The organism is Mycobacterium sp. SMC-18, from assembly GCF_045310895.1.
Lineage (GTDB): Bacteria > Actinomycetota > Actinomycetes > Mycobacteriales > Mycobacteriaceae > Mycobacterium.
The window spans coordinates 141001-166014 of record NZ_JBJIAL010000008.1 but is presented as its reverse complement, the minus strand read 5'-3'; the positions used below and the strand labels follow the sequence as shown (position 1 = coordinate 166014).

Annotated in this window: 25 protein-coding genes; 13 read left to right on the top strand and 12 right to left on the bottom strand. The window is 67.9% G+C overall.

Annotation, left to right across the window (positions count from 1 at the left end):
* Positions 1 to 18: 18 nt before the first annotated feature.
* Positions 19 to 786, bottom strand: coding sequence for a GntR family transcriptional regulator (locus ACJH6J_RS09900; protein WP_318984365.1), 768 nt, complete (start codon positions 784 to 786; stop codon positions 19 to 21).
* A gap of 101 nt (positions 787 to 887) precedes the next feature.
* On the opposite strand from ACJH6J_RS09900, the gene ACJH6J_RS09895 reads away from it, so the two are divergent.
* From ACJH6J_RS09895 to ACJH6J_RS09880, 4 genes are all read left to right on the top strand, one after another.
* Positions 888 to 1805 carry a proline iminopeptidase-family hydrolase gene (locus ACJH6J_RS09895; RefSeq protein WP_318984364.1) on the top strand — a complete coding sequence of 306 codons (918 nt, stop codon included), beginning with the start codon at positions 888 to 890 and terminating at the stop codon, positions 1803 to 1805.
* Between the two features lie 29 nt (positions 1806 to 1834).
* Positions 1835 to 3241 (top strand): APC family permease, encoded by a 1407-nt coding sequence (locus ACJH6J_RS09890; protein ID WP_406803904.1) that lies wholly within the window; start codon positions 1835 to 1837, stop codon positions 3239 to 3241.
* Between the two features lie 22 nt (positions 3242 to 3263).
* Complete coding sequence (locus ACJH6J_RS09885) at positions 3264 to 3662, top strand: VOC family protein (protein WP_346415532.1); 399 nt, start codon at positions 3264 to 3266, stop codon at positions 3660 to 3662.
* A gap of 202 nt (positions 3663 to 3864) precedes the next feature.
* Positions 3865 to 4257, top strand: coding sequence for an Lsr2 family protein (locus ACJH6J_RS09880; protein WP_318984361.1), 393 nt, complete (start codon positions 3865 to 3867; stop codon positions 4255 to 4257).
* Between the two features lie 6 nt (positions 4258 to 4263).
* On the opposite strand, the gene ACJH6J_RS09875 is transcribed toward ACJH6J_RS09880, so the two are convergent.
* Positions 4264 to 5499, bottom strand: coding sequence for a winged helix-turn-helix domain-containing protein (locus ACJH6J_RS09875; protein ID WP_406802834.1), 1236 nt, complete (start codon positions 5497 to 5499; stop codon positions 4264 to 4266).
* A 101-nt stretch (positions 5500 to 5600) separates the two neighbouring features.
* On the opposite strand from ACJH6J_RS09875, the gene ACJH6J_RS09870 reads away from it, so the two are divergent.
* From ACJH6J_RS09870 to ACJH6J_RS09860, 3 genes are read left to right on the top strand one after another with little or no spacing between them, the layout of a single operon-like run.
* Positions 5601 to 7634: a toprim domain-containing protein gene (locus ACJH6J_RS09870; protein WP_318984359.1), complete on the top strand. Its 2034-nt coding sequence runs from the start codon at positions 5601 to 5603 to the stop codon at positions 7632 to 7634.
* A gap of 12 nt (positions 7635 to 7646) precedes the next feature.
* Positions 7647 to 9788 carry a DNA gyrase subunit A gene (locus tag ACJH6J_RS09865; RefSeq protein ID WP_318984358.1) on the top strand — a complete coding sequence of 714 codons (2142 nt, stop codon included), beginning with the start codon at positions 7647 to 7649 and terminating at the stop codon, positions 9786 to 9788.
* A 6-nt stretch (positions 9789 to 9794) separates the two neighbouring features.
* Entirely contained in the window at positions 9795 to 11027 is a 1233-nt protein-coding gene (locus ACJH6J_RS09860) for a DUF4303 domain-containing protein (RefSeq protein WP_406803903.1), read from the top strand.
* On the opposite strand, the gene ACJH6J_RS09855 is transcribed toward ACJH6J_RS09860, so the two are convergent.
* Both ACJH6J_RS09855 and ACJH6J_RS09850 read right to left on the bottom strand, forming a co-directional pair.
* Complete coding sequence (locus ACJH6J_RS09855; RefSeq protein WP_406803902.1) at positions 11015 to 11473, bottom strand: dihydrofolate reductase; 459 nt, start codon at positions 11471 to 11473, stop codon at positions 11015 to 11017. The two genes, ACJH6J_RS09860 and ACJH6J_RS09855, sit on opposite strands and share 13 nt — an antisense overlap.
* A gap of 4 nt (positions 11474 to 11477) precedes the next feature.
* Complete coding sequence (locus ACJH6J_RS09850; protein ID WP_406803901.1) at positions 11478 to 12278, bottom strand: thymidylate synthase; 801 nt, start codon at positions 12276 to 12278, stop codon at positions 11478 to 11480.
* A 73-nt stretch (positions 12279 to 12351) separates the two neighbouring features.
* Here ACJH6J_RS09850 and ACJH6J_RS09845 point away from each other — a divergent pair, with 73 nt between their 5' ends.
* Positions 12352 to 13092: a dienelactone hydrolase family protein gene (locus ACJH6J_RS09845; RefSeq protein WP_406803900.1), complete on the top strand. Its 741-nt coding sequence runs from the start codon at positions 12352 to 12354 to the stop codon at positions 13090 to 13092.
* Positions 13093 to 13136: 44 nt separating this feature from the next.
* On the top strand, positions 13137 to 14054 hold the full coding sequence (locus ACJH6J_RS09840) for a CoA ester lyase (RefSeq protein WP_318984353.1): 918 nt from the start codon (positions 13137 to 13139) through the stop codon (positions 14052 to 14054).
* Here ACJH6J_RS09840 and ACJH6J_RS09835 read toward each other — a convergent pair.
* The 4 genes from ACJH6J_RS09835 to dapB form a co-directional block, all read right to left on the bottom strand.
* On the bottom strand, positions 14048 to 14527 hold the full coding sequence (locus ACJH6J_RS09835; RefSeq protein WP_318984352.1) for a hypothetical protein: 480 nt from the start codon (positions 14525 to 14527) through the stop codon (positions 14048 to 14050). The genes ACJH6J_RS09840 and ACJH6J_RS09835 overlap by 7 nt on opposite strands.
* Before the next feature lie 140 nt (positions 14528 to 14667).
* The gene (locus ACJH6J_RS09830; RefSeq protein WP_318984351.1) at positions 14668 to 15117 is read right to left on the bottom strand and encodes an NAD(P)H-dependent oxidoreductase; all 450 of its coding nucleotides are present in this window, start codon (positions 15115 to 15117) and stop codon (positions 14668 to 14670) included.
* The gene (locus tag ACJH6J_RS09825; RefSeq protein WP_318984350.1) at positions 15114 to 15584 is read right to left on the bottom strand and encodes a tetratricopeptide repeat protein; all 471 of its coding nucleotides are present in this window, start codon (positions 15582 to 15584) and stop codon (positions 15114 to 15116) included. Before ACJH6J_RS09825 ends, ACJH6J_RS09830 begins: the two co-directional genes overlap by 4 nt.
* A 10-nt stretch (positions 15585 to 15594) precedes the next feature.
* Positions 15595 to 16329 (bottom strand): 4-hydroxy-tetrahydrodipicolinate reductase, encoded by a 735-nt coding sequence (gene dapB, locus ACJH6J_RS09820; protein ID WP_318984349.1) that lies wholly within the window; start codon positions 16327 to 16329, stop codon positions 15595 to 15597.
* Positions 16330 to 16364: 35 nt separating this feature from the next.
* Between dapB and ACJH6J_RS09815 the strand changes: the two genes are divergently transcribed.
* Positions 16365 to 17267, top strand: a complete 903-nt coding sequence (locus ACJH6J_RS09815; protein WP_318984348.1) for an NAD(P)-dependent oxidoreductase — start codon at positions 16365 to 16367, stop codon at positions 17265 to 17267.
* A gap of 12 nt (positions 17268 to 17279) precedes the next feature.
* Here the strand turns inward: ACJH6J_RS09815 and ACJH6J_RS09810 are convergent, their stop codons facing one another.
* The gene (locus ACJH6J_RS09810) at positions 17280 to 18188 is read right to left on the bottom strand and encodes an SDR family oxidoreductase (RefSeq protein ID WP_318984347.1); all 909 of its coding nucleotides are present in this window, start codon (positions 18186 to 18188) and stop codon (positions 17280 to 17282) included.
* A 111-nt stretch (positions 18189 to 18299) separates the two neighbouring features.
* Here ACJH6J_RS09810 and ACJH6J_RS09805 point away from each other — a divergent pair, with 111 nt between their 5' ends.
* The gene (locus tag ACJH6J_RS09805; protein WP_318984346.1) at positions 18300 to 18860 is read left to right on the top strand and encodes a TetR family transcriptional regulator; all 561 of its coding nucleotides are present in this window, start codon (positions 18300 to 18302) and stop codon (positions 18858 to 18860) included.
* A 14-nt stretch (positions 18861 to 18874) separates the two neighbouring features.
* On the opposite strand, the gene ACJH6J_RS09800 is transcribed toward ACJH6J_RS09805, so the two are convergent.
* Positions 18875 to 19399, bottom strand: a complete 525-nt coding sequence (locus ACJH6J_RS09800; RefSeq protein WP_212811765.1) for an Lrp/AsnC family transcriptional regulator — start codon at positions 19397 to 19399, stop codon at positions 18875 to 18877.
* Between the two features lie 89 nt (positions 19400 to 19488).
* Here ACJH6J_RS09800 and ald point away from each other — a divergent pair, with 89 nt between their 5' ends.
* On the top strand, positions 19489 to 20595 hold the full coding sequence (ald, locus tag ACJH6J_RS09795; RefSeq protein ID WP_406803899.1) for an alanine dehydrogenase: 1107 nt from the start codon (positions 19489 to 19491) through the stop codon (positions 20593 to 20595).
* 113 nt (positions 20596 to 20708) lie between these two features.
* Positions 20709 to 21263 carry a DUF4334 domain-containing protein gene (locus tag ACJH6J_RS09790; RefSeq protein ID WP_406803898.1) on the top strand — a complete coding sequence of 185 codons (555 nt, stop codon included), beginning with the start codon at positions 20709 to 20711 and terminating at the stop codon, positions 21261 to 21263.
* Positions 21264 to 21316: 53 nt separating this feature from the next.
* On the opposite strand, the gene ACJH6J_RS09785 is transcribed toward ACJH6J_RS09790, so the two are convergent.
* Entirely contained in the window at positions 21317 to 22669 is a 1353-nt protein-coding gene (locus ACJH6J_RS09785; protein WP_318984342.1) for a pitrilysin family protein, read from the bottom strand.
* The gene (locus ACJH6J_RS09780) at positions 22647 to 24926 is read right to left on the bottom strand and encodes a polyribonucleotide nucleotidyltransferase (RefSeq protein ID WP_406803897.1); all 2280 of its coding nucleotides are present in this window, start codon (positions 24924 to 24926) and stop codon (positions 22647 to 22649) included. Before ACJH6J_RS09780 ends, ACJH6J_RS09785 begins: the two co-directional genes overlap by 23 nt.
* Between the last annotated feature and the right edge of the window lie 88 nt (positions 24927 to 25014).

Sequence of the window (25014 nt, the reverse complement as noted above, 5' to 3'; positions counted from 1 at the left end):
CGGCGCCGAGCGGCGGGCTCAGTCGATGAGCATCCCGGCACGCCGCATCGCCGCCGAGATGTTCTCGAAATCGATTGCCACGTGAGCGCGTGCCAGCGCCTCGGCGTCATCGCCGCGGCCTTCGGTTATGGCGTCGACGAGCGTCGTGTGCTCACCCAGCGCGCGCAGTTCCATCTCCCGCATGGTCACCGGCTCGCCCCACACATGCGCCGGAGCGCCGATGCTGACGGACGCTTCCAGGTCGAGCAGCACCTGTTTGAGGACGGCGTTGTGGGCGGCATCCATGATCGCGAGGTGCAGGGCGCTGTCCGCTTGCTGGGCGGCCAAACCGCTGTCGGCCCGGCGGTAGTCGTCGAGACACCGCCGCAGCACGTCGATGTCGCCGTCGGTGCGGGATTCCGCCGCGGCGCGACTCACCGCGCCGTGGACGCGGCAGATCGCGTCACACCGGTCGCGAATCTCGTCGACCCGGATCCGCAGGGTGCGGACCACCGCCTCTGTGGACGAGTCCGGCCACTGCTGCAACACGTACGAGCCACCGCCACGGCCCCGCCGCGTCTCCACCAGGCCGCGGTCCACCAACCGGGCGAGTGCCGCGCGCACCGTCATCCGGCCGACTCGCAGCGACGCGGCCAGTTCACGTTCGGCGGGCAGCCGGGCGTTGGGCAGGTATTCGCCGATGGCGATGGCGGTGACCAGCCGATCGGTGATCTCGTCGACGCGACTCGATGATTCGAGTTCACGGGCGAGCAGGCCGGAGGCATCCACACCGTGGAGATGTGTCATCGCCGGCTCCCTTCCTGTCGACACACAGAGTATCGACACGGATTGTTAAATCTCGATTAATGGTCTTGTGGCGAGACCATTAATGAAACATGCTGGCCGTCATGCCGACCACCCGCCACCACGTGCCGTTCCGCGACTACGAGACCTGGGTCCAGGTGACCGCGCCCGAGTCGCCCGCGCCGGGTGCTCTGCCGCTTTTCGTCCTGCACGGAGGGCCGGGCATGGCCCACAACTACGTACGCAACATCGCCGAGCTGGCCGCCGAAACCGGCCGCACCGTCATCCATTACGACCAGCTCGGCTGCGGCAACAGCACCCATCTGCCCGACGCCCCCGCCGCGTTCTGGACACCGGAGCTCTTCGTCGACGAATTCCACACCGTCCGTGCCGCCCTGGGCATCGACGAGTACCACCTGCTGGGCCAGTCCTGGGGCGGCATGCTGGGCGCGGAGATCGCCGTGCGCCGACCAGCCGGGCTCGCGTCGCTCGTCATCTGCAACTCGCCGGCGTCGATGGAACTCTGGATGGCCGGCTGCGCACAGTTGCGCACGCAGTTGCCACCGGATGTCGAGGCCGCGCTGACGCGCCACGAGGAAGCAGGCACGGTCGACGATCCGGAGTACCTGGCGGCGACCGACGAGTTCTACGCGCGCCACCTGTGCCGCGTCGTCCCCATGCCACAGGATCTGACCGACACCATCGCGCAGATGGAGGCGGAGCCCACCGTCTATCACACGATGAACGGGCCCAACGAGTTTCACGTCATGGGCACGTTGCGCGCGTGGAGCATCATCGATCGGCTGCCCGCGATCGACGCGCCGACGCTCGTCATCGCCGGCGAGTTCGACGAGGCCACCCCCGACTCCTGGCAGCCGTTCCTCGACCACATCGACGGTGCCGTCGGCCACGTGTTCCCCGGCACCAGTCACTGTTCGCATCTCGAGAAGCCCGCGGAATTCCGCGCTTTCGTCGCCGCATTCCTCGCCAACCACGATCTGGCCACCGACGCCCTGGTCTGAACCCATCCGCTCGACCCGATAGGACTGCCATGGCAACCACCCGCCTCGCCACCGGCGAAGGTCAACGCGCCCTCGAATCATTCGGCTACAAGCAGGAACTCAATCGTTCCGTCTCGACCGTCGACCTCATCGTCTACGGGCTGGTGTTCATGGTGCCGATCGCACCGTGGACCATCTTCGGCGTCGTCTACAACAGCGCCGGCGGCATGGTGCCGCTGGTGTATCTGATCGGCCTGATCGCGATGGTGTTCACCGCGACGGCGTACGCGCAGATGGCCAGGTCGTTCCCGCTCGCCGGATCGGTGTTCTCGTATGTCGGCCGCGGAATCCATCCCGGCGCGGGCTTTTTCGCGGGATGGGCGATCCTCCTGGATTACCTCCTGATACCGACGCTGCTGTACGTGTTGGCCGCCGAATCGATGATCGGCCTCTTCCCCGGGACGCCGCGATGGCTGTGGGCGCTGGTGTTCGTCCTGGTCAACACCGTCATCAATCTGCTCGGCGTCGACTCGCTCAAGATGGCCAACCGGCTGTTCCTGGTACTCGAGCTCGTCTTCCTCGTGATCTTCGTGGTCATCGCGGTGCGGGCCATCAACGGTGACTCGCTGCCCAATGTGCACTGGAGCACGACGCCGATCTGGAATCCGGAAACCGTCAGCGCTCCGCTGATCGCCGCCGCGCTGTCGATCGCCGTCCTCAGTTTCCTTGGCTTCGACGGCATTTCGACCCTCGCCGAGGAATCCACGGGCACCCGCAACCCGGCCGGCAAAGCGATGATCGGCGCGTTGTTCATCGTGGCGTTCCTGTTCATCGGCCAGACCTGGCTGGCCAGCCTGCTGGCCGGCGGTCGGGCCTCGTTCAGCGACGACGAGGCGGGCAACGCATTCTTCAAACTGGTCGAGGCAGCGTCCAGCACGGGGTGGATGAACGCCTTCTTCGTCGTCAACGTGCTCGCCGTGGGATTCGCCAACGCGATGGCCGCGCAGGCCGCGACCAGCCGGCTGCTGTTCTCGATGAGCCGCGACCGGCAGCTACCGGCTTTCCTGTCCAACGTCAGCTCCCGCAAAGTGCCGTACGCCGCGATCCTGTTGGTCAGCGCGATCAGCGTGGTGCTCGTGCTGTTCTTCGTCGGCCAGATCGCGCTCATCTCGTCACTGGTGAACTTCGGCGCGCTGTTCGCCTTCTGCCTGCTGCACGTATCGGTGGTTTGGTACTACCTCGGCCGCAAGAAGTCGCGAAACTATCTACTGCACCTGGCGGTGCCGACACTCGGCTTCCTCATCATCGGCTACGTGCTGTTCAACGCGGATTCGCTGGCCAAGATCGGCGGCATCGTGTGGCTGGGCATCGGGACGGTGGTGTTCATCGTCAACAAGCTGCGCGGCCGCGCCGTGCCCGCGCTCGGCGAAACACCGCAACACGACGTCACCGGCTAGCACCCGGCATTAGAGTCGGATGATGCTCGGCCATCTCGGCATCAACGTGCCCGATCTTGGGGCGGCCAAGAATTACTACGACGAATTGATGCCGTTGGTAGGTTTCGAGCCTTTCATCGCCGCCGATGATCAGTTCGCCTTTCGCCCGGCGGGCGGCAAACCTGGCACCTTCCTGTTTTTCTATCCGACCGCAGAGCCCGGTGACTACTCGCGGCACCGCACCGGGCTGCAACACCTCGCCTTTATGGTCAAGACGCGATCCGCGGTCGAGGGCGTCCATCAGTTCGTCCAGCGGACCGGCGGCGAGGTGTTGCACAGACCACAGGCGTTCCCGCAATACCCGCCGCCCTACTTTGCCATGTTCTGGCTGGATCCGTTCGGCATGATGCTGGAAGTGGTGTGCCACCACGACGCGCAGTGATCGCGTTCGCGCGGGAACGCGCAGTGAATCATATTGGGGCCGTGGGAATTACCCGCACAATTGAATTCTCGATATTCAGTCGGATTGCCGTGAAAAAGCGCTGAGCGGGCGTACTACTACCGGCAATGAAGACTCCGGGGTGCCCTTCTTATTTTTTATCGTTACACTTCCGGCCGAACACCCCCGATAAAGGAGATCATTCGTGGCCGAACGCATTGTCGTCCAACTTGTCGACGATATTAACGGCACTGAAATCACCGACGACACGGGTGAGCGGATTAACTTCTCGGTACGCGGGGTTGATTACCAGATCGATCTTTCTGCTGCGAACGTGGCGAAGTTCGAGAAGGCGCTGGCACCGTATCTGGACGCCGCGACCCGCGTCGGCGGCCGTCGCACCCGGACCCAGAAGGTCGCGGAGCCGAGCACTCGGGCCGCCAAGAGCGGCACGTCGCGCCGCCGCGGCAAGAAGGCCGCGTCCTCGAAGGAACAGCTCGCCGCGATCCGCGAGTGGGCACAGGAGAACGGCTACGACGTCGCCGCCCGCGGCCGCATCAAGGCCGACATCGTCGAGGCGTACCACGCCGCGAACTAGCCGGCGCTAGACCCGCCGTCCCAGCTCGGCGACCAGATCCCCGCGGTCCCCGACCGTCACGTCGCCGACGCCGAGCCACGTCGCCATCGAGCTGAGCTCCGGCACCAGGGCCGCGGCCACCCGCGCGCGGTCCTGGCCGTCCTCGGCGAACGCGCCCACGACATGCAGCGCGTCGGCCGTGCGTTTCAGGTCGACGCGCGCCACCAGCCGGCCGTCGAGCAGGAAAGGCCAGACGTAGTAACCGAATTGGCGCTTCGGGGCCGGGGTGTAGATCTCGATCCGGTAGTGGAAGCCGAGCAGCCGCTCGACGCGGGGCCGGAAGAAGATCAGCGGGTCGAACGGGCACAACAGTGCGGTGCCCCGGTCCGTGCGAGGCACTTTCTGCCCGGCGCGCAGGTAGGCCGCAGTCCCGTCGATCGTGACGGGCTCCAGCTCTCCCGATGCCACCAGCGCCGCCAAAGCGGGCTTCACCTGACGGGCGCCCAGCCGGAAGTAGTCGCGAATGTCGGCCTCGGTCCCCACGCCCAGCGCCCCGGCCGCCTTGAGCACCAGTTGCCGGACCGCCTCGTCGTCGGAGACCTCCCGGGCCAGCACCTCCGCCGGCAGCACCCGCTCGACCAGGTCGTAGTGCCGTGCGAACCCGGCGCGCGTGGCCGTGGTGAGCACGCCCGCCGACCACAGCGCCTCGGCCACCCACTTGGTGTCACTGCGCCCCCACCAGGGCCCTTTCGCGCCGCGGGGTTCGGCTTCGAGGTGGGCCTCGATCTGTCCGGCCGTCGACGGCCCGAGTTCGGCGACGGCGGCGATGATCTTCTCGGCCAGCTCACCGTTGCGCTTGACGATCTCGGTGCCCCAGCGCCCGTGGGTGTACTCACGCATGCGCCAGCGCAGCAGCGGCCAGTCCTCGACCGGCAGCAACGCCGCCTCGTGCGCCCAATATTCGATGAACTGCCGCGGCGACCGCGCGCTGTGGCTCCACGCCAGCGCGTCGAGCGCGTCGCGATTGTAGGGACCGAGCCTGCTGAACACCGGCGCGTAATGCGCCCGCACGCAGACCGATACCGAATCCAATTGCAGCACTTGTATTCTGGACATCAAACGCCTCAGGTGTGCCCGGGTTACCGCCCCGGACGGCTTGGGTTCGTGAAAGCCCTGGGCGGCGACGGCGATGCGACGGGCCTGGACCGTGGTGAGTGCTGCCACTGTCACATCGTGGCGCAGACCACCGACAAACTCGCGCATGGATCTGCAAGGTTGTCGGCCGAACCGCCTACCATTCCTGCGGCACACCCTGTATTGGGGCTTCGGTCTCACCCGGCCGGCCCTGACGGAAAGGACCAGCAGTGAGCTACAACGCTGCGGACATCACCGAACTCGACGATGTTCAGCACACCCGCCTGCGACCGGCGGTCAACCTGGGCCTGGATGTGCTCAACACCGCCCTGCGCGAGCTGGTGGACAACGCGGTCGAGGAGGTCGCCGACCCCAGCCACGGCGGCTCCACCGTCACGATCACCCTGCATGCCGACGGCTCGGTGAGCGTCGCCGACGACGGACGCGGCCTTCCCATCGACTCCGACCCCGTGACCGGCAAGAACGGCATCGTCAAGACCCTCGGGACGGCGCGCGCCGGTGGCAAGTTCTCAGCCCACGCCGACGCCAGCAGCACCGGCGCCGGCCTGAACGGCATCGGCGCCGCGGCCGCGGTGTTCATCTCCGCCCGCACCGACGTCACCGTGCGCCGGGCCGGCAAGACCTACCTGCAGAGTTTCGGCCACGGCTACCCCGGCACGTTCGAGGGCAAGGAATTCGACCCGAACGCCGAGTTCACGCGTGCCGACAACCAGAAGCTGCGCGGCGTCGGCAACCGCAAACCCGACGCTCACGGCACGACCGTCCGGATCCTGTTCGACCAGGCCGTGGTGCCGGACGCCAGCGTGGACATCGCCGAGGTCCTGCTGCGCGCCCACGCCGCGGCCCGGATGTGCCCCGGTGTGCACCTGACCGTCGTCGACGAGGGCTGGCCCGGCGAGGAGGTCCCCGCCGCCCTGCTGCAGCCGTTCAACGGCCCCTGGGGCACCGAGGCGCTGCTGGACCTCATGTGCACCTCGGCCGGCACTCCCCTGCCGCCGGTGCGCGCCGTCGTGGAGGGCCGTGGCGAATACACCACCGGGCGCGGCCCCACCCCGTTCCGCTGGTCGATGACCGCCGGACCGGCCGAGCCGACCACCGTGGCCGCGTTCTGCAACACCGTGCGCACCCCGGGCGGCGGATCGCACCTGACCGCGGCCATCAAGGGACTCACGGAGGCACTGGCCGACCGCGCGTCCCGGATCCGCGACCTGGGCCTGGCCAAGGGCGAGGACGGACCCGAACCGCAAGACTTCGCCGCGGTGACCGCACTGGCCGTCGACACCCGCGCACCGGATGTGGGCTGGGACTCGCAGGCCAAGACCGCGGTCTCGTCGCGCTCGTTGAACGTCGCGATGGCCCCGGATGTGACGCGCAGCGTCAACGTCTGGGCGGCGAATCCCGCCAACAGCGAAACGGTGTCGTTGTGGACGAAGCTGGCGCTGGAGTCGGCCCGGGCGCGCCGCAGCGCCGAGGGCGCCAAGGCACGGTCCCGCGCGGCGTCGAAGGCCAAGGGGCTGGGCACCAACCTGTCGCTGCCGCCGAAGCTGCTGCCGAGCCGGGAGACCGGTCGCGGGTCGGGCGCCGAACTGTTCCTGTGCGAGGGCGACTCGGCACTGGGCACCATCAAAGCGGCGCGCGACGCCACCTTCCAGGCCGCCTTCCCGCTGAAAGGCAAGCCGCCCAACGTCTATGGCTTCACCGTGAACAAGGCGCGGGTCAAGGACGAGTTCGATTCCATCGAACGCATCCTGGGCTGCGGCGTGCGCGACAACTGCGACCCCGAACAGTGCCGCTATGACCGGATCCTGTTCGCGTCCGACGCCGACCCCGACGGCGGCAACATCAACTCGAGCCTGATCTCGATGTTCCTGGACTTCTACCGCCCGCTCGTCGAGGCCGGCATGGTCTACGTGACGCTGCCGCCGCTGTTCGTGGTCAAGGACGGCCAGGAGCGCATCTACTGCCAGGACGAGTCCGAGCGCGACACCGCCGTGGCCGAGTTGAAGGCCCGCTCGAAACGCCGGGTGGAGGTGCAGCGCAACAAGGGTCTCGGTGAGATGGACGCCGACGACTTCTGGAACACCGTGCTGGATCCGCAGCGGCGCACCGTGATTCGCGTGCACCCGGACGACGCGGAGAAGAAGCTGCACCACACCCTGTTCGGCGGGCCGCCCGAGGGCCGGCGCACGTGGATGGCCGAGGTGGCCGCCGTCGTCGACACCCTTGCGCTGGACCTGGACTAGAAAGAGTCAACCGTGACCTCGACCCTGGACGTTCCCGAGCAGAATCCGGACCTGGTCCTCGACCAGAGCGCCGACGACTACTGGAACCACTACCAGCTGACGTTCGCGCTCTACAGCGTCAGTGACCGCGCCATCCCGTCGGCGTTCGACGGCCTCAAGCCGGGCCAGCGCCGGCTGCTGTACCAGATGCACGACTCGAAACTGCTGCCCGGCAACAAGCCACAGAAGTCCTCGAAGGTGTGCTCGGCCGTCACCGGCAACCTGCACCCGCACGGCGGCGCCTCGATGTATGGCGCCGCGGCGCTGATGGCCGCCGAGTTCCAGCGTGTGAAAGTCATTGACGGACAAGGCGCTTTCCCGCGCATCCAGGGCGACATCCCCGCCGCGGACCGGTACACCGAGATGCGGCTGTCGGCTCCCGGTGCGGCACTGACCGCCGAACTCGACGACCACGCGGTACCGATGGTGCCCACGTTCGACGGCGAGTGGATCGAGCCCACGATGCTGCCGGCCCAGTGGCCGGTGCTGCTCTGCAACGGTGCCGTCGGTATCGCCGAGGGCTGGGCCACCAAGGTGCCCGCGCATAATCCGCGCGAGATCATGGCGGCCTGCCGGGCGCTGCTGAAGACGCCGAACATGACCGACGACCGGCTGGCCAAACTCATTCCCGGCCCGGACTGGGGCTGTGGGGCGACGGTGGTCGGCACGGCCGGGCTGCGTGAGTACCTCACCACCGGCCGGGGTGCGCTCACCGTGCGCGGCACCTTGTCGATCGACGGCAAGAACGTCGTCATCACCGAGCTGCCGCCCGGTGTCGCGAGCAACACTGTGCAGGACCGGATTCGGGCCCTGGTCGAGTCCGGTGAGCTGGCCGGTGTGGCCGACATGTCCGACCTGACCGACCGCCGCAACGGGCTGCGGATCGTCGTCACCGCCAAACGCGGCCATGCCGCCGAGACCATCCGCGACCAGCTGCTGGCGCTGACCCCGCTGGAGTCGACGTTCGCCGCCAGCCTGGTCGCGCTCGACGAGGACCGCGTGCCGCGCTGGTGGACGGTGCGCGAGCTGATCGGCGCGTTCCTGCACCTGCGCGACTCCGTCGTGCTGCACCGCAGCCAGTACCGGCTCGAGAAGGTCACTGCCCGTAGGCATCTGGTGGCCGGGTTGATGAAGATCCACCTCGACATCGATGCCGCCGTCGCGGTGATCCGCGGTTCCGACACCGTCGACGACGCCCGCCGCGGGCTGCAGGAACGGTTCAGCATCGACGAGGAACAGGCCAACTACGTTCTGGCACTGCAGCTTCGGCGACTGACCAAGCTCGACGTCATCGAGCTGCAGGCCGAAGCGGACAAGCTGGACGCCGAGTTCGCGGAACTCACCGAGCTGGTGTCGAACCCCGACGCCAGGCGCGTGGTGATCGACAACGAATTGAAAGAGACGGCGAAGCTGTTCGCCGGGCCCGAATTCGACCGCCGCACGGTCCTGGACTTCGAGGGCACCCCGACGGCGTCGAGCTCCGACGACGACGGCCCGCGGGAGAAGAAGGTCAACGCCAACTGGCGGCTTGACGACCGCGGCGTGTTCTCCGACACCCACGGCGACCTGCTCTCCGCCGGGCTGGGCTGGGCGGTGTGGACCGACGGGCGCATCAAGTTCACCAACGGCAATGGCCTGCCGTTCAAGACCCGCGACATCCCGGTGGCCCCGGACATCACCGGGCTGCTGCGCTCGGGTGTGCTGACGCCGGGCTATCACCTGGCACTCGTGACGCGCCGCGGCAAGATTCTGCGCATCGACCCGGCGGCGGTGAACCCGCAGGGCGCGGCAGGCAATGGTGTCGCGGGCGTGAAGCTGGCGGGCGACGGCGACGAAGTGATCGCCGCGCTGCCGATCACGTGCGGCAACGGCGAAGCCATCCTGTCGACCTCTGAAAAGGGTTGGAAGGTAACCGAAGTCGCCGACATCCCGGTCAAGGGCCGCGGCGGCGCCGGTGTGGGCTTCCATCCGTTCGTGGGTGGCGAGGACGCGCTGCTGTCGGCGGCGGTCTCCCCCACCGGGTTCGTGCGCAACGGCAAGGCGGTGCGCGCCGAGAAGCGCGCGAAGTCTTCGGTGAAGGGCACGGGCGCCGACGTGGTGCCTGCCGAGGCGTAGGCACCGGTGCAGTTCGACTGGCCGGGATTCGAAACCGATCTGACCGCCGCGGCGGTGACGGCCGTCCGGGCGCTGGTCGGCGCGGCGGCCGGGCAACAGCCGTACGCGGTGGCATTCAGCGAGTTCTACGCCGAGACCACGGGCGTCATCTACCTGCCCAATCTGGCGCTGGGCACCGAGGAGTCGGTGCCGGAGCCGTCCTGCCGGTTCAGCCCGCCGGACTGGGAGCACCAGGACTACGAGTGGAGCGACAGCGCCGGCGACTGGGGTTACCGGTTGATCGAGGCGGTGTCGGGCTTGCCGCGCGCACAGTGGGACCAGGCCTGGGAGCGGTTCGCGCAGGCGATGCTGACCATCGCAGCCGGCGTGCGAGCGGCGCTGGTCGCCGACGGCACCCTGCCGGCCGACGTCGTCGTCTACCTCGACGACGAGGACGGCGACCTGCTGGTGCGCTCATTGACGCCCGACGAATTGCGGCGACACTTCCCCGAGTACCTCGCGGCCGACGAAGCCGAGCAGGCGGTGCTGGCGTTGCCGGTCGAACAGCGGGTCGCGGCGCTCGCGGCTGCTGCCGGGTTGGTGCCCGAACCGCGGGGCGACCTGGGGCAGGAACGCGCGCGGACCCTGCTGCTCGATCTGGGCGCCGCCGCGGTGCCGGTCGCCGTCGCGGCCCTCGAACGTCGGGATACCGCCTGGCTCGGCGCCAAGCTGTTGGCCGACCTCGACATCGCATCGGCTGACGTCATCGACGCGCTGTGGGCGGCGGCGCCCCTGTCCGGCCCCGGCCACGACTGGGCGGCCACCGCGTTGGGGCGTTTGGGCTGCGGCCCGCAGGTGCTGGAGAGCGACCTGCCCGCGGCCAGCCGCGCGGCCGCCGTCACGGCGCCGTATCGGTCGTTCCGCGATCACGGCCGCAGCCATCGGCCGCTCGACTACGCGCTGCTGGCCGCGGGACTGGCCGACCCGGCCATCGCGCCGCTGATCGCGCAGGAACTGGCACCTGGTCAGGGCTACTGCACGCTGGATGCCGCCGACCTTCCCGGCGCCCGGCGGGGACTCGACCACCCCGAGCCGGTGATCCGCCGGCACGCCGTCGTCGTTCTCGGGGAACTGATCGGGCCCATGGGACCCGAAGGTCTGGACCCCGACGACGTCGCGGCACTGCGTGCCCGGATCACCGACCTGGCCGCCCTCGATCCTGACGACGACGTCCGGCGGCTCGCCGGCTACCGCCGATAGGTGCAGAACCGGTAGCGCAGGCCGGTTCTGCTGGTCTGCCACTCGCCGTGCGTGACGGTCCAGGAGTCGTCCAACTCGGGCGCGAATGCGTCACCGTCCGGCACGTCGACATCGATCTCGGTGACCTCGCACAGCGTCGCCGACGGCAGGGCCAGCGCGTACAGTTGCGCCCCGCCCATCACCCAGCCGTCGACCTCGGCGGGCAGCGCCGTCACGACCTCGGCGCCCTCGGCGACATAACCGGCGTCGCGGCTGACCACGACGTTGTGGCGGCCCGGTAGCGGCCGGAAACGCGGCGGCAGCGATTCCCAGGTGAGCCGGCCCATCACCACCGTGGAGCCGAGCGTCAGCTCCTTGAAACGCGCCATGTCCTCGGGCAGCTGCCACGGAATCTCGTTGTCGCGGCCGATGACACCGCCGTTGGCCTGGGCCCAGATCAGCTTCATGGCATCAGACCGCAACGGGTGCCTTGATGGCCGGGTGCGGGTCGTAGTTGACGATCGCGATGTCCTCGTACTGGTAATCGAAGATCGAATCACGCGGCGCGAGAACAAGTTCCGGGTACGGCCGGGGCTCGCGGGACAGCTGCAGCTGCACCTGCTCGACGTGGTTGTCGTAGATGTGGCAGTCGCCGCCGGTCCAGACGAAGTCGCCCACCTCGAGGCCCGCCTGGGCGGCCATCATGTGCGTCAGCAGCGCGTAGGAGGCGATGTTGAACGGCACGCCGAGGAACAGGTCGGCGCTGCGCTGGTACAGCTGGCAGCTCAGCTTGCCGTCGGCGACGTAGAACTGGAACAGCGCGTGGCACGGCGGCAGCGCCATCTGGGCGATCTCGCCGACGTTCCACGCCGAGACGATGTTGCGCCGGCTGTCCGGGTTGGTCTTGAGCATCTCGAGCGCCGCGCTGATCTGGTCGACGTGCTCGCCGGACGGCGTCGGCCACGACCGCCACTGGACGCCGTACACCGGCCCGAGTTCGCCTGTCTCCGAAGCCCATTCATCCCAGATGGTGACGCCGCGCTCTTGCAGCCAGCGCACGTTCGAGTCGCCGCGCAGGAACCACAGCAGTTCGTAGATCACCGACTTGGTGTGCACCTTCTTGGTGGTCAGCAGCGGGAACCCGGAGGCCAGGTCGTAGCGCAGCTGATGGCCGAACAGGCTCCGGGTGCCGGTCCCGGTGCGATCCGATTTGGGCGTGCCCTGTTCCAGCACGAGGCGCAGCAGGTCTTCATAGGGAGTCGGCACAGCCACACTGCCAGCTTACGTTCTGGGCCGAGGAGTAGAACGTAATGGGCGAGCGAAGCGACGGGAAGAGGACCAAGCCATGCCAGTGACCAAGGACACCATCACCACCGCCGACGGCACCTGTGCCGTCACCGTCGCCACCCCTGAAGGCACCGGCCCGTGGCCCGCGGTCGTCATGTACCCCGACGCCGGCGGCCCCAGGCAGACCTTCGACGACATGGCCGCACAACTCGCCGAGCTGGGCTACGTGGTGCTGGTGCCGGACATCTACTACCGCGAGGCCGGGTGGGCGCCGTTCGACATGGCGACCGCGTTCTCCGACGAGAACGAGCGGGCGCGGCTGTTCGGGATGATGCGCAACGTCACGCAGGACGTCATGGCCGCCGACGCCGGCGCCTTCTTCGACTACCTGGCGGCCCGGCCCGATGTCACGGGCGACAAGTTCGGCACCACCGGCTACTGCATGGGCGGCCGCACGTCGTTCGTCGTCGCCGGCAAGCTGCCCGACCGCGTCGCCGCGGCGATGTCGTTCCACGGCGGTGGCCTGGTCACCGACACCGACGACAGCCCGCACCTGCGCGCCGACCGGATCAGCGCCGTCGTCTACGTCGGCGCCGCCGAGAACGACGGGTCCTTCACCGCCGAGCAGGGCGAGATTCTGGACCGCGCGCTCACCGACGCCGGCGTCGAGCACACCGTCGAGTTCTACCCGGCCGCACACGGCTTCGCGGTGCCCGACAACGTCGGCGCCTACGACGAAGCCGCGGCCAAGCGGCACTGGGATGCGATGCAGCGGGTGTTCGGCGCGGCACTGAAGTAACCCCCGGGGCGGGGGCTGCTCCCGCTGTGCGGGACGATTGACGGGTGTACGACCAGACCAGCACCTACGAACCTGATGCCAACGAGCACGGATCCCGCCTGGACCCGGTACTCGCGCGCAGCTGGCTGCTGGTCAACGGATCGCAGTTCGACCGGTTCTCACCGGCGACGCGCTCCAGCGCCGACATCGTCATCATCGACATCGAGGACGCGGTAGCACCCAAGGACAAGGACTCCGCCCGCGACAACGCGGCGCGCTGGCTCGGCGGCGGCAACACCGACTGGGTGCGCGTCAACGGCTTCGGTACCCCGTGGTGGGCCGACGACCTGGAGATGCTGTCGAAGACGTCCGTCGGCGGCATCATGCTGGCAATGGTCGAGTCCGTCGACCATGTCACCGAGACCGCCAAGCGGCTGCCCAACGTGCCGATCGTCGCGCTGGTGGAGACCGCCCGCGGGCTCGAGCGCATCACCGAGATCGCGTCGGCCAAGGGCACGTTCCGGCTGGCGTTCGGTATCGGCGACTTCCGGCGTGACACCGGCTTCGGTGACAACCCGGCGACGCTGGCCTACGCCCGCTCGCGGTTCACCATCGCCGCCAAGGCCGCGCACCTGCCGGGTGCCATCGACGGCCCGACCATCGGTTCCAGCTCGCGCAAGCTCAGCGAGGCCACCGCGGTGTCTCTCGAGTTCGGCATGACCGGCAAGATCTGTCTGACTCCGGAGCAGTGCGGCACGGTCAACGAGGGCCTGTCCCCCTCACTCGACGAGATCGCTTGGGCGCAGGAGTTTTTCGCAGAGTTCGAGCGCGACGGCGGCGAAATCCGCAATGGCTCGGACCTGCCGCGCATCGCGCGCGCCAACAAGATCCTCGATCTGGCGAAGGCGTACGGCATTCACCCGTCGATGTTCGGCGACGACCCCGACCACGTGTCGGCGCCGTCGGACACGTACCACTACTGAGCGGCGTCCCCGGCCTTCTTGTTCCGGTGCAGCACTGACGAGAACGCCCGGGCGATGCCGCGCAGTGCGTACCAGCCGGACAGCACGGTGAAGACGATCAGCGCGATGAACATCGGCAGCCAGCCGGTGCGCGAGTGCTTGAGGTTCCACCAGATGATCGTGAACAGCACCGCCAGGATGAAGACGAGGATGTCGCGCAGCCGGCCCTCGCGGTTGAACGCGTAGCCGATCGCGGTCGACTTGAGCTGGCGGCTGCGGTCGACAGCTGCGATCACCTCGTCGATCCGCATGTCGATGGTGCGCTGCAACTCGGCGCGACGCTCGACCTGCTCGGCCGGCAGCCGGTCCAGCAGGTCCATGTCGGCCTTGATCGCGGCGCGCACGTCCGGTGGCTTCAGGTTGCCCGCGACGGCTCCCAGCAGCGCGCCTCCGGCGAGCGGCGCGGCTCCCAACGCCAGGTCCGCGATTCCCATGTCGGCCCCTCCCTATCGACGCAAACGTCAATCACCATACGGCGTTTTGAGATTTGATCCTGGACCCAGGGCGCATTTGTTCGAGTGCGGTGCGCCGTCACGTCGGGGTCAACGGTTCTGGGCACTGATAACGAGCTGACTCAACCCATCAACGTCGCGGCGACCGTCGCGCCCAGATTCCAGCAGGCCTCCACGTCGGCCTTGCTGGGCTTGCCCGAAACCACCACGTACTCAGCCGCTTTCACCCACCCCAGCCCGGTGGTGATGGAGGTGACGGCCTTCTCGGCGCCTTCGGTGCCTTCGTTGCCGTGCAGCCACAGACCGAATGGCCGGCCACGTGTCGCATCGAGGCACGGGTAGTAGATCTGGTCGAACGCGTGCTTCAAGGCACCCGACATGTAGCCCAGGTTCGCCGGCGAGCCGAGCAGATAGCCGTCGGCCTCCAGCACGTCGGCGGCCGACAGCGTCAGCGCCGGACGGCGCACGACGTCGACGCCCTCGATCTCGGGATCGGTTGCTCCGGCGAGCACCGCCTCGAACATCTCCTGGCAGTGCGGAGACGGAGTGTGGTGCACGACAAGGAGTTTCATCGTGATGCCTGCTCCAGCCGGACGGCCTTGCGGATCGTCTCGCGGGCCCGGGTCCGGTCCCCGGCATAGTCGTAGGCCCGGGCCAGCCGGTACCAGCCGCGCCAATCGTCAGGGCTGGCCTCGACTTCGTCGCGCACCGACTCGAACAGTGCGTCGGCGGCGTCGCGTTCGATGCGGCCCGACGGGCGCTTGGGCAGGTCACTGACGTCGAGCTCGACGCCCTCCTCGTGGGCCAGCCGGGCCAGCCGCTGGTGCGCAAAACCGGCGCGCAGCGTGGCAACCATGGCCCACAGGCCGATCAGCGGCAGCACGAAGATACCGATGCCGAGGCCGATCGCCGCGGCCTCTCCCGACTGCATCAGGATGACGCCGGAGCGCCCGAGCATCACGAAGTAGACCACCAGTGCCGCGCACAGGAATGCGACGACCAGCTGGATGCGGAGTACCTGCGAGCTCGGTTTCGTCATCACCGCCCCGTCACAGCCCCATGAGCTTCGCGATGCCGATGGTCAGCCCGGGGTACTTGGCGACCTCACGGACACCGAGCAGCACTCCGGGCACGAACGACGTGCGGTCGATGCTGTCGTGCCGGATCGTCAGCGTCTCGCCCTGCGTGCCGAACAGCACCTCCTGGTGCGCCACCAGACCACGCAGCCGCACCGAGTGCACGGGGATGCCGTCGACATCGGCGCCGCGCGCGCCCTCCAGGCCGGTGCTGGTGGCATCGGGGTTGGGCGGCAGGCCTTTTCGCGCCTCGGCGATCAGCTGGGCGGTGCGGGTGGCGGTGCCCGACGGGGCGTCGGCCTTCTGCGGGTGGTGCAGCTCGACGACCTCGGCCGACTCGAAGAACGGGGCGGCCAGCTTGGCGAAGTGCATGGACAGCACCGCGCCGATGGCGAAGTTCGGGGCGATCAGCACCGCGACTCCGGGCTTGGCGGCCACCCACTCGCGAACCTGGTCGAGGCGTTCGGCGGTGAAGCCCGTGGTTCCGACGACGGCGTGAATGCCGTTGTCGATGAGGAACTTCAGGTTGTTCATCACGACGTCGGGGTGCGTGAAGTCGACGACGACCTCGGTGCCGCTGTCGGTGAACAGGCTCAGCTCGTCACCGGCGTCGACGCCGACGGTGAACGTCAGATCGTCAGCGGCTTCCACACCGTCGACGATGGTCGCACCGACTTTGCCCTTGGCACCCAGAACTCCGACTCGCATGAGGTCAACCCTAGCGGCCCCCTACTATCAGCCCCATGCGCGGCGCCAAGATCCTCATCACCGGAGTCACCGGCCAGGTGGCCACCCCGATCGCCACGGCCCTGGCGGCCGACAACGAGGTGTGGGGTGTCGCCCGGTTCAACAACCCGCAGGCCCGGCAGAACCTGGAGCAGGGCGGTGTCCGGTGCACGGCGGTCAACCTGGCGGTCGGCGACTTCAGTGCCCTGCCAACCGATTTCGACTACGTGGTCAACCTCGCGGTGGCCAAGAGCGGCCGGTGGGACAAGGACCTCGCGGCCAATGCGGAGTCGGTCGGTCTGCTCATGGCGCACTGTCGCGACGCCAAGGCGTTCCTGCACACCTCGTCAGCGGCGGTGTACGACCCGCCCGGCGACGAGCCGCGTTCGGAGTCGGCGGCGCTGGGCGACAACCACAAGCACCTCTTCCCCACCTATTCGATCTCCAAGATCGCCGGCGAGACGGTCGTGCGCACCATGTCGCGGGTCCTCGATCTGCCGGCCACCATCGCCCGGTTCAACGTGCCGTACGGCGACAACGGCGGCTGGCCGTACTACCAGATGGAGATGATCCTGGCGAGCATCCCGATCCCGGTGCCGCCGGGTGGGCCGGCGCAGTACAACCCGATCCACGAAGACGACATCCTGGCGACGCTGCCGAAGCTGCTGGACGTGGCATCGGTGCCCGCGACGACCGTGAACTGGTGCGGCGATCAGACCGTCAGCCTGCAGGAATGGTGTACCTACATCGGTGAGCTGGTCGGCCGCGAGCCGGTCTTCGCCGAGGACCCGAACGCGCTGCGCGGCGGCCCGACCGACACGACCCGCATGCACGAACTGATCGGCGGCACGTCGGTCGACTGGCGTGACGGCATCCGCCGTCTGGTGACCAAGTTCCACCCGGAGCTGGTCGGCGTCTAGCCGCCCGCTGCCTCAGCCGGCCCGGTGCGCGAAATAGTGACCGGCCTTGAGGTCTTCGAGCAGGGTCGGACGTACGGGATCCCAGCCGAGCAGGGCCCGCGTCTTTTCACTGGAGGTCGGGTTGTCCAGCGCGGCGAAGCCCGCGAGAAAACCGAAGTGGGCCGGGACCTCGTCCGCCGGAATCTGTTGCACCGGCACGCCCAGACCGTCACCGATCGCCTGCGCGATATCGCGGAAGGCGATGCCCTGTTCTGCAGCGCCGTGCAAAACCGAACCGGCGGGCGCCGACTCCACGGCCAGCCGGTAGAGCCGCGCGGCGTCGACGGTGTGCACCGCCGGCCATCGATTAGAGCCGTCACCCTGATATCCGGATCGTCCTGCTGCACGGGCGAATTCGATGAGGCTGGGGATGAAGCCGTGGTGATCGGTGTCCCCGTGCACGGTCGGGGCGAGCCGGATCACCGATGACCGCACGCCGCGTTCGGCCAGCGCGAGCGTCGCCCGTTCTGATGCGCCCCGCGGTGCCGACCGGTCCACGTCGGCGTCCTCTGTACCGAGCCGGCCCGGCTCACCGAAGGCCAGCATGAGCGTGCCCGAGGTGTTCACGAACGGCTTGCCCGAGCCTGCCAGAGCCTCTCCCATGGCCTCTACCGCACGCAGGTCCAACTGGAGCGAGTCGGCGTAATTGGCGAAGTCGTGATTGAAGGCCAGATGGATGACGCCGTCGGAAGCGGCAGCCGCGGCAGCGAGGCCGTCCGGGTCATCCAGACTGCCGCGGTGCACCTGCGCGCCCGCGGCGGCAACGGCGGCGGCCGAGGCGTCCGATCTGGCCAGGCCGGTGACGTGGTGACCCGCTTCGAGCAGGTCGCGGACGACCACGGATCCGATGTGCCCGCTGGCGCCGGTGACGAAAATGCGCATGGTTTCAACTCCTCAGGTGATGTCAGTCCATGACATCACCAAACGTACACCCGATGTCAGCCACTGTCATCAGTCGTGCTGACAGTCACTGACATCGCCTACAATCCGCCCGTGGGCCGATGGGAACCGAACGCGCAGGGCCGCCTCGAGCAGGCCGCCCTGGAGCTGTATCTGGAGCAGGGCTTCGACGAGACGACAGTCGCCGAGATCGCCGCTCGCGCCGGCCTCACGGAACGCACGTTCTTCCGGCACTTCACCGATAAGCGCGAGGTGCTGTTTCGGGGCCGCGAACTCGCCGACGCACTCGAGACAGCCATCGACGACGCCCCCGCAGCCACCGCGCCGCTCGACGCCGTCGCCGCGGCACTGGAATCGGTGTCGGATTTCTTCGCCGAGCGCCGCCCACACGCGCGCCGACGCCAGACGGTGATCAGCGCCAACCCCAGCCTGCAGGAGCGCGAACTCATCAAGCTCGCGTCGTTGGCGACGAGCATCGCCGACGCGCTGCGCCGCCGCGGCGTCGCCGACCCCGCGGCCGGCCTGGTCGCCGAGACCGGTATCGCGGTTTTCAAGGTCGCGTTCGACCAGTGGCTCGCCGATCCGGCCGAGCGTAGCCTCGCCGAGCACATCCGCGAGGCACTCGCCGAACTCAAGGCTGCCACCCAATCCTGAACTGCGGCAACCGGTTACAGCGGTGACGCGCCGCGCAGGTGCTCGAAGATCAGCGACGTCTGGGTGCCGGCCACATCGGCGTCGGCGTTGAGGTGCTCGACCACGAACGCCCGCAGGTGCGCGGTGTCGCGCGCGGCGACGTGCAGGATGAAGTCGTCGGCGCCGGCCAGGAAGTAGACGTCCATCACCTGCGGCAGCCGCCGCATATGGGCGATGAAGTCGCGAATGCGCGCGCGGGCCCCGGATTGCAGGCTCACCGAGATCATCGCCTGCAGACCCAGGCCGATGGCCGCCGGATCGATGTCGGCGTGGAAACCGCGGATCACCCCGAGCTGTTGCAACCGGCGAACCCGGCCATGACAGGTCGACGCGGCAATCCCGACGAGCTCGGCCAACGCACTGTTGGGCATGCGTGCGTCGGCGTGCAGCGCGGTCACGATCTGCCGGTCGACGTCGTCGAGTTCGACGGGCTGAACATCCTTCGGCTGCGAGGCGTCCTGGACCGACGTTTTCGAAGATCGTTCACTGACAGGTGCCATATCGAGAATTATAATCACAGATATTGCAGGTCACTCGACGTTTATTCACACTTAGGGCACCACCTGATCCGCCTTGAGGAGAACCCCAGATGCACGTCGGTATCCCGACCGAAATCAAGAACAACGAGTACCGGGTGGCCATCACCCCGGCCGGCGTCGCCGAACTGATCAAGCACGGCCATGAGGTACTGATCCAGGCCGGGGCCGGCGAGGGATCTGCCATCGCGGACAACGACTTCAAGGCCGCCGGCGCACAGATCGTCACCACCGCGGACCAGGTCTGGGCCGAAGCCGACCTGCTCCTGAAGGTCAAAGAACCCATCGCGGCCGAGTACCACCGCATGCGCAAGGGCCAGACCCTGTTCACCTACCTCCACCTGGCCGCCTCGCGTGAGTGCACCGACGCACTGCTGGCCTCGGGCACCACCTCGATCGCCTACGAAACCGTTCAGACTGCCGACGGCCGCCTGCCCCTGCTCGCCCCGATGAGCGAGGTGGCAGGCCGGCTGTCGGCCCAGGTCGGCGCCTACCACCTGATGCGCAGCCATGGCGGCCGCGGCGTCCTGATGGGCGGCGTGCCCGGCGTCGCCCCCGCCAACGTCGTCGTCATCGGCGGTGGCACCGCGGGCTTCCACGCGGCACAGATCGCCAGTGGCATGGGCGCGCAGGTCACTGTCTTCGACCTGAACCTGGACACCCTGCGCCGGATCGACGCCGAGTTCAACGGCCGGATCCACACCCGGTACTCCTCGAGCCTGGATCTGGAAGACGCCGTCAAGCAGGCCGACCTGGTGATCGGCGCGGTGCTGGTCCCCGGCGCCAAGGCACCGAAGCTCGTGACCAATTCGACTGTGGCCCACATGAAGTCGGGTTCCGTGCTCGTCGACATCGCAATCGACCAGGGCGGCTGCTTCGAGGACTCGAAGCCCACCACGCACGACGACCCGACCTTCGCGGTGCACGACTCGGTCTTCTACTGCGTGGCCAACATGCCCGGCGCCGTGCCGCGCACGTCGACCTACGCACTGACCAACGCGACGCTGCCGTACGTCCTCAAGCTCGCCGATCAGGGCTGGCAGGCGGCGTGCCGCAACGACGCCGCGCTGGCCAAGGGCCTGTCGACGCACGACGGCGAGCTGCTGTGCAGCCAGGTCGCCGCGGACCTCGACATTCCGCTCGGCCGCGTCGCGCTGTAGCCCCCGAACCTGATACCCATCGCCCGGTCAGCGCAGCGTCGCGCTGGCCGGGCGATGACTTTCCGCCCGTCCGACACTGCCGTTCTTGACAGGTGTCAAGTATTGTCGTGGCCATGCTCTTGCAGGAACTGCTGCCCGCCCCGCCGACCACGGCGGCCCAAGCCCTCGAAATCTTCGATGCCGCGCCGGCCGTCGAACCCGACTTCATGATCGGCACCTGGCACGGCGCCGAAGTACCCACCGGACATCCGATGGACGGCCTGCTGGAAGCCAGCGGCTGGTGGGGCAAGCAGTTCATCGACGCCGAGACCGTCCACCCGCTGCTCTTCCCCGACGCGTCAGGCGAAACGCTGTGGCCGCTCAACCCGGTGCTGGCATTCTCCGGCGCCGGACTGGCGAACAAGGTGCCCCTGCACCGACTTCCCGTCGCCAAGACCATCACCGCGCTACGCCCGCTACTGCAGGCCCGTTCGGCCAAGGCTCGGTTGCGCACCACGCGCTATCGCGGAGTCGACACCGCGACAATGGTTTACGACCAGCTGCCCATCAACGACGTGTTCCGCAAGCTGACCGACGACGCCGTCCTGGGCGCCATGGATCTCCGCGGCGAAGCACAGCCGTATTTCTTCGTGCTGCGCCGGGACAACTCGCTTCGCCTCAGCCGCTGACGTGATTTGTGCACGAAAATCCGCGGCCTGCGCGGATAATCGTGCACAAATCCCTAGCCGATGGCGCGCAGCTGCTTCGGCAGTGAGCGCTTGGACCGGTGCGGGCCCAGTACCGCGGCACCGAAGGGCCGCGTCAGCAGTTCGCGCGCAACGGCGTTGACCTCTTCGAGGGTGACCGCGTCGATCGACGCGAGCGTGTCCGAGATCGACTTGTGGTTGCCGTAGTTCAGCTCGGCTCGGCCGATGCGGTGCATGCGGGAACCGGAATCCTCCAGCCCGAGAACCAGACCGCCGCGCATCGAGCCCTTGGCGATACGCAATTCGTCGGCGGTGATGCCTTCGCGCGCAACATCTTCCAGCACGTCGGTGGTCACGCGGACCACTTCGTCGAAGCGGTCGGGCAGGCACGCCGAGTACACCGACAGCGCACCGGCATCGGAGAACGTGTCGATGGTGGAGTACACCGAGTAGGCCAGACCACGGTTCTCCCGGATCTGCTGGAACAGCCGCGAACTCAACCCGCCACCGAGCGCGGTGTTGAGCACCGACAGCGCCCAGCGGTGTTCCCAGTTGCGCCCCGGCGTACGCACACCCAGGTACATGTGGGCCTGCTCCGAGTCACGTTTGACGAACTGCAGCGTCGGGGTGCCCGGCACGCGGCCGGCGCCCTTACGCGGCGGCACGGGCTTGCGGCCACGCACCAGGTGCGGCCGAAAGTGCTTGCGCACCATGGACACAACTTCGTCATGGTTGACATTGCCGGCGACGGCGACGACCATCCGGTCCGGGGTGTACCGGCGGACGTGGAACGAGTGCAGCTGGTTGCGGGTCATCGACGTGATCGAATCGATGCTGCCGATCACCGGACGACCCACGGGGTGGTTGCCGAACATGGAGCCGAGGAAGACGTCCGCGAGGGTGTCCTCGGGATCGTCGTCGCGCATGGCGATCTCTTCGAGCACCACGTCGCGTTCCAGCTCGACATCGCTTGCCGCACAACGGCCGTTGAGCACGACGTCCGATACCAGGTCGATGGCCAGCCCGAGATCGCTGTCCAGCACGTGGGCGTAGTAGCAGGTGTGCTCGCGCGCGGTGAAGGCGTTCAGCTCACCGCCGACGGCATCCATCGACTGGGCGATCTCGACAGCGGTACGCGTCGGGGTCGACTTGAACAGCAGGTGTTCCAGGAAGTGCGCGGCCCCGGCGACACTCGGGCCCTCGTCGCGTGAACCGACGTTGACCCACACACCGACGGATGCCGAGTGCACGTGCGGCAGGTGTTCGGTGACGACCCGCAGCCCGCCCGGGAGGTTGGTCTTGCGCACGGCGGCCGGGGCCTGCAGCGATGTCGCTGCAGAACCCCGGCCGTCGCGCGTTGTCGATTTAGGAGTTTGCAGGCGCGGCATCTGCCGGTGCAGTCTCCGATTCGGCAGCGGCATCGGCGGTCGTATCCGCCGCTGCCGCACCCTCTTCATCCACGAGGATCAGCGAGATCTTCTGACCCTTGCCACGGTTGTCCGCGGAGATGTCCGCGATCTCCACGCGCAGCTTGTCGCCGACGTTCACGACGTCCTCGACCTTCGCGACGCGCTTGCCCTTGCCGAGCTTGGAGATGTGCACCAGACCGTCACGGCCCGGCAATAGGGACACGAAGGCGCCAAAATCAGTGGTCTTGACCACCGTGCCGAGGAACCGCTCACCGATCTTGGGCAGCTGCGGGTTGGCGATGGCGTTGATCTTGTCGATCGCCGCCTGCGCCGCCTCGCCGTTCGAGGCGCCGACGAACACGGTGCCGTCGTCCTCGATGGAGATGTTCGCACCGGTCTCCTCGGTGATCTGGTTGATCACCTTGCCCTTGGGCCCGATCACCTCACCGATCTTGTCGACCGGCACCTTGATGGTGGTGATGCGCGGCGCGTACGGGCTCATCTCGTCCGGCTCGTCGATGGCCTCGGCCATCACGTCCAGGATGGTCAGACGCGCGTCCTTGGCCTGGGCCAGGGCACCGGCCAGCACCTTGGACGGGATGCCGTCCAGCTTGGTGTCCAGCTGCAGGGCGGTGACGAAGTCCTTGGTGCCGGCGACCTTGAAGTCCATGTCGCCGAAGGCATCTTCGGCGCCCAGGATGTCGGTCAAGGCGACGTAGCGGGTCTCACCGTCGACCTCGTCGGACACCAGGCCCATGGCGATACCGGCAACCGGGGCCTTCAGCGGCACACCGGCGTTCAGCAGCGCCAGGGTCGAGGCACAGACCGAGCCCATCGAGGTGGAACCGTTGGAGCCCAACGCTTCCGAGACCTGACGGATGGCGTACGGGAACTCCTCGACGCTCGGCAGCACCGGCATCAGGGCCCGCTCGGCCAGCGCACCGTGGCCGATCTCGCGGCGCTTGGGCGAACCCACGCGGCCGGTCTCACCGGTCGAGTACGGCGGGAAGTTGTAGTGGTGCATGTAGCGCTTGGTGGTCTCGGGACCGAGCGAGTCGATCTGCTGAGCCATCTTGATCATGTCCAGCGTGGTGATACCCATGATCTGGGTCTCGCCGCGCTCGAACAGCGCGCTGCCGTGCGCCCGCGGGATCACGGCGACCTCGGCGCTCAGGGCGCGGATGTCGGTGATGCCACGGCCGTCGATGCGGAAGTGGTCGGTCAGGATGCGCTGGCGAACCAGCTTCTTGGTCAGCGAGCGGAACGCCGCGCCGATCTCCTTCTCGCGGCCGGCGTAGGTCTCGGCCAACCGGCTGAGCACCTCGACCTTGATCTCGTCGGTGCGCTCTTCACGCTCCTGCTTGCTTGCGATGGTCAGCGCCTGCGACAGCGCGTCGGTGGCCACCGCGGCGACGGCCTGGAAGGCGTCGTCGGCGTAGTCGGGGAACAGCGGGAATTCGCCGGTCTCCTTGGCGGCAGCCTCGGCCAGCTCGGCCTGGGCGGTGCACAGTGCGGCGATGAACGGCTTGGCGGCCTCCAGGCCCTCGGCCACGACGGCCTCGGTGGGGGCGCCGGCGCCACCGGCGATCAGGTCGATCACGTTGTCGGTGGCCTCGGCCTCGACCATCATGATCGCGACGTCACCTTCAACCTTGCGGCCGGCGACGACCATGTCGAAGACAGCCTTCTCGAGCTGCTCGTTGGTCGGGAACGCGACCCACTGACCCTCGATCAGCGCGACGCGGACGCCACCGACCGGACCGGAGAACGGCAGACCGGCCAGCTGGGTGGACGCCGACGCGGCGTTGATGGCCACGACGTCGTACAGGTCCTTGGGGTCCAGGCTCAGCACGGTGACGACGACCTGGATTTCGTTGCGCAGGCCCGACACGAACGACGGGCGCAGCGGCCGGTCGATCAGGCGGCAGGTCAGGATCGCGTCGGTGGAGGGCCGGCCCTCGCGACGGAAGAACGAGCCGGGGATGCGGCCCGCGGCGTACATGCGCTCCTCGACATCCACCGTCAGGGGGAAGAAGTCGAAGTGGTCCTTGGGGCTCTTGCTGGCCGTGGTGGCCGACAGGAGCATGGTCTCGTCGTCCAGGTAGGCGACGACGGAGCCGGCGGCCTGACGTGCCAGACGGCCGGTCTCGAAGCGGATGGTGCGGGTGCCGAAGCTCCCGTTGTCGATGACGGCGGTCGACTCGAACACGCCCTCTTCAATTTCAACTGCAGACATGGATGTCGCAATAACCTCTCTGGGCCCGCCCTATGCGGGTTCCGTTTTTTCTGGTTCCTCTTTGTTACTGCTGTCGCATCGTCACACG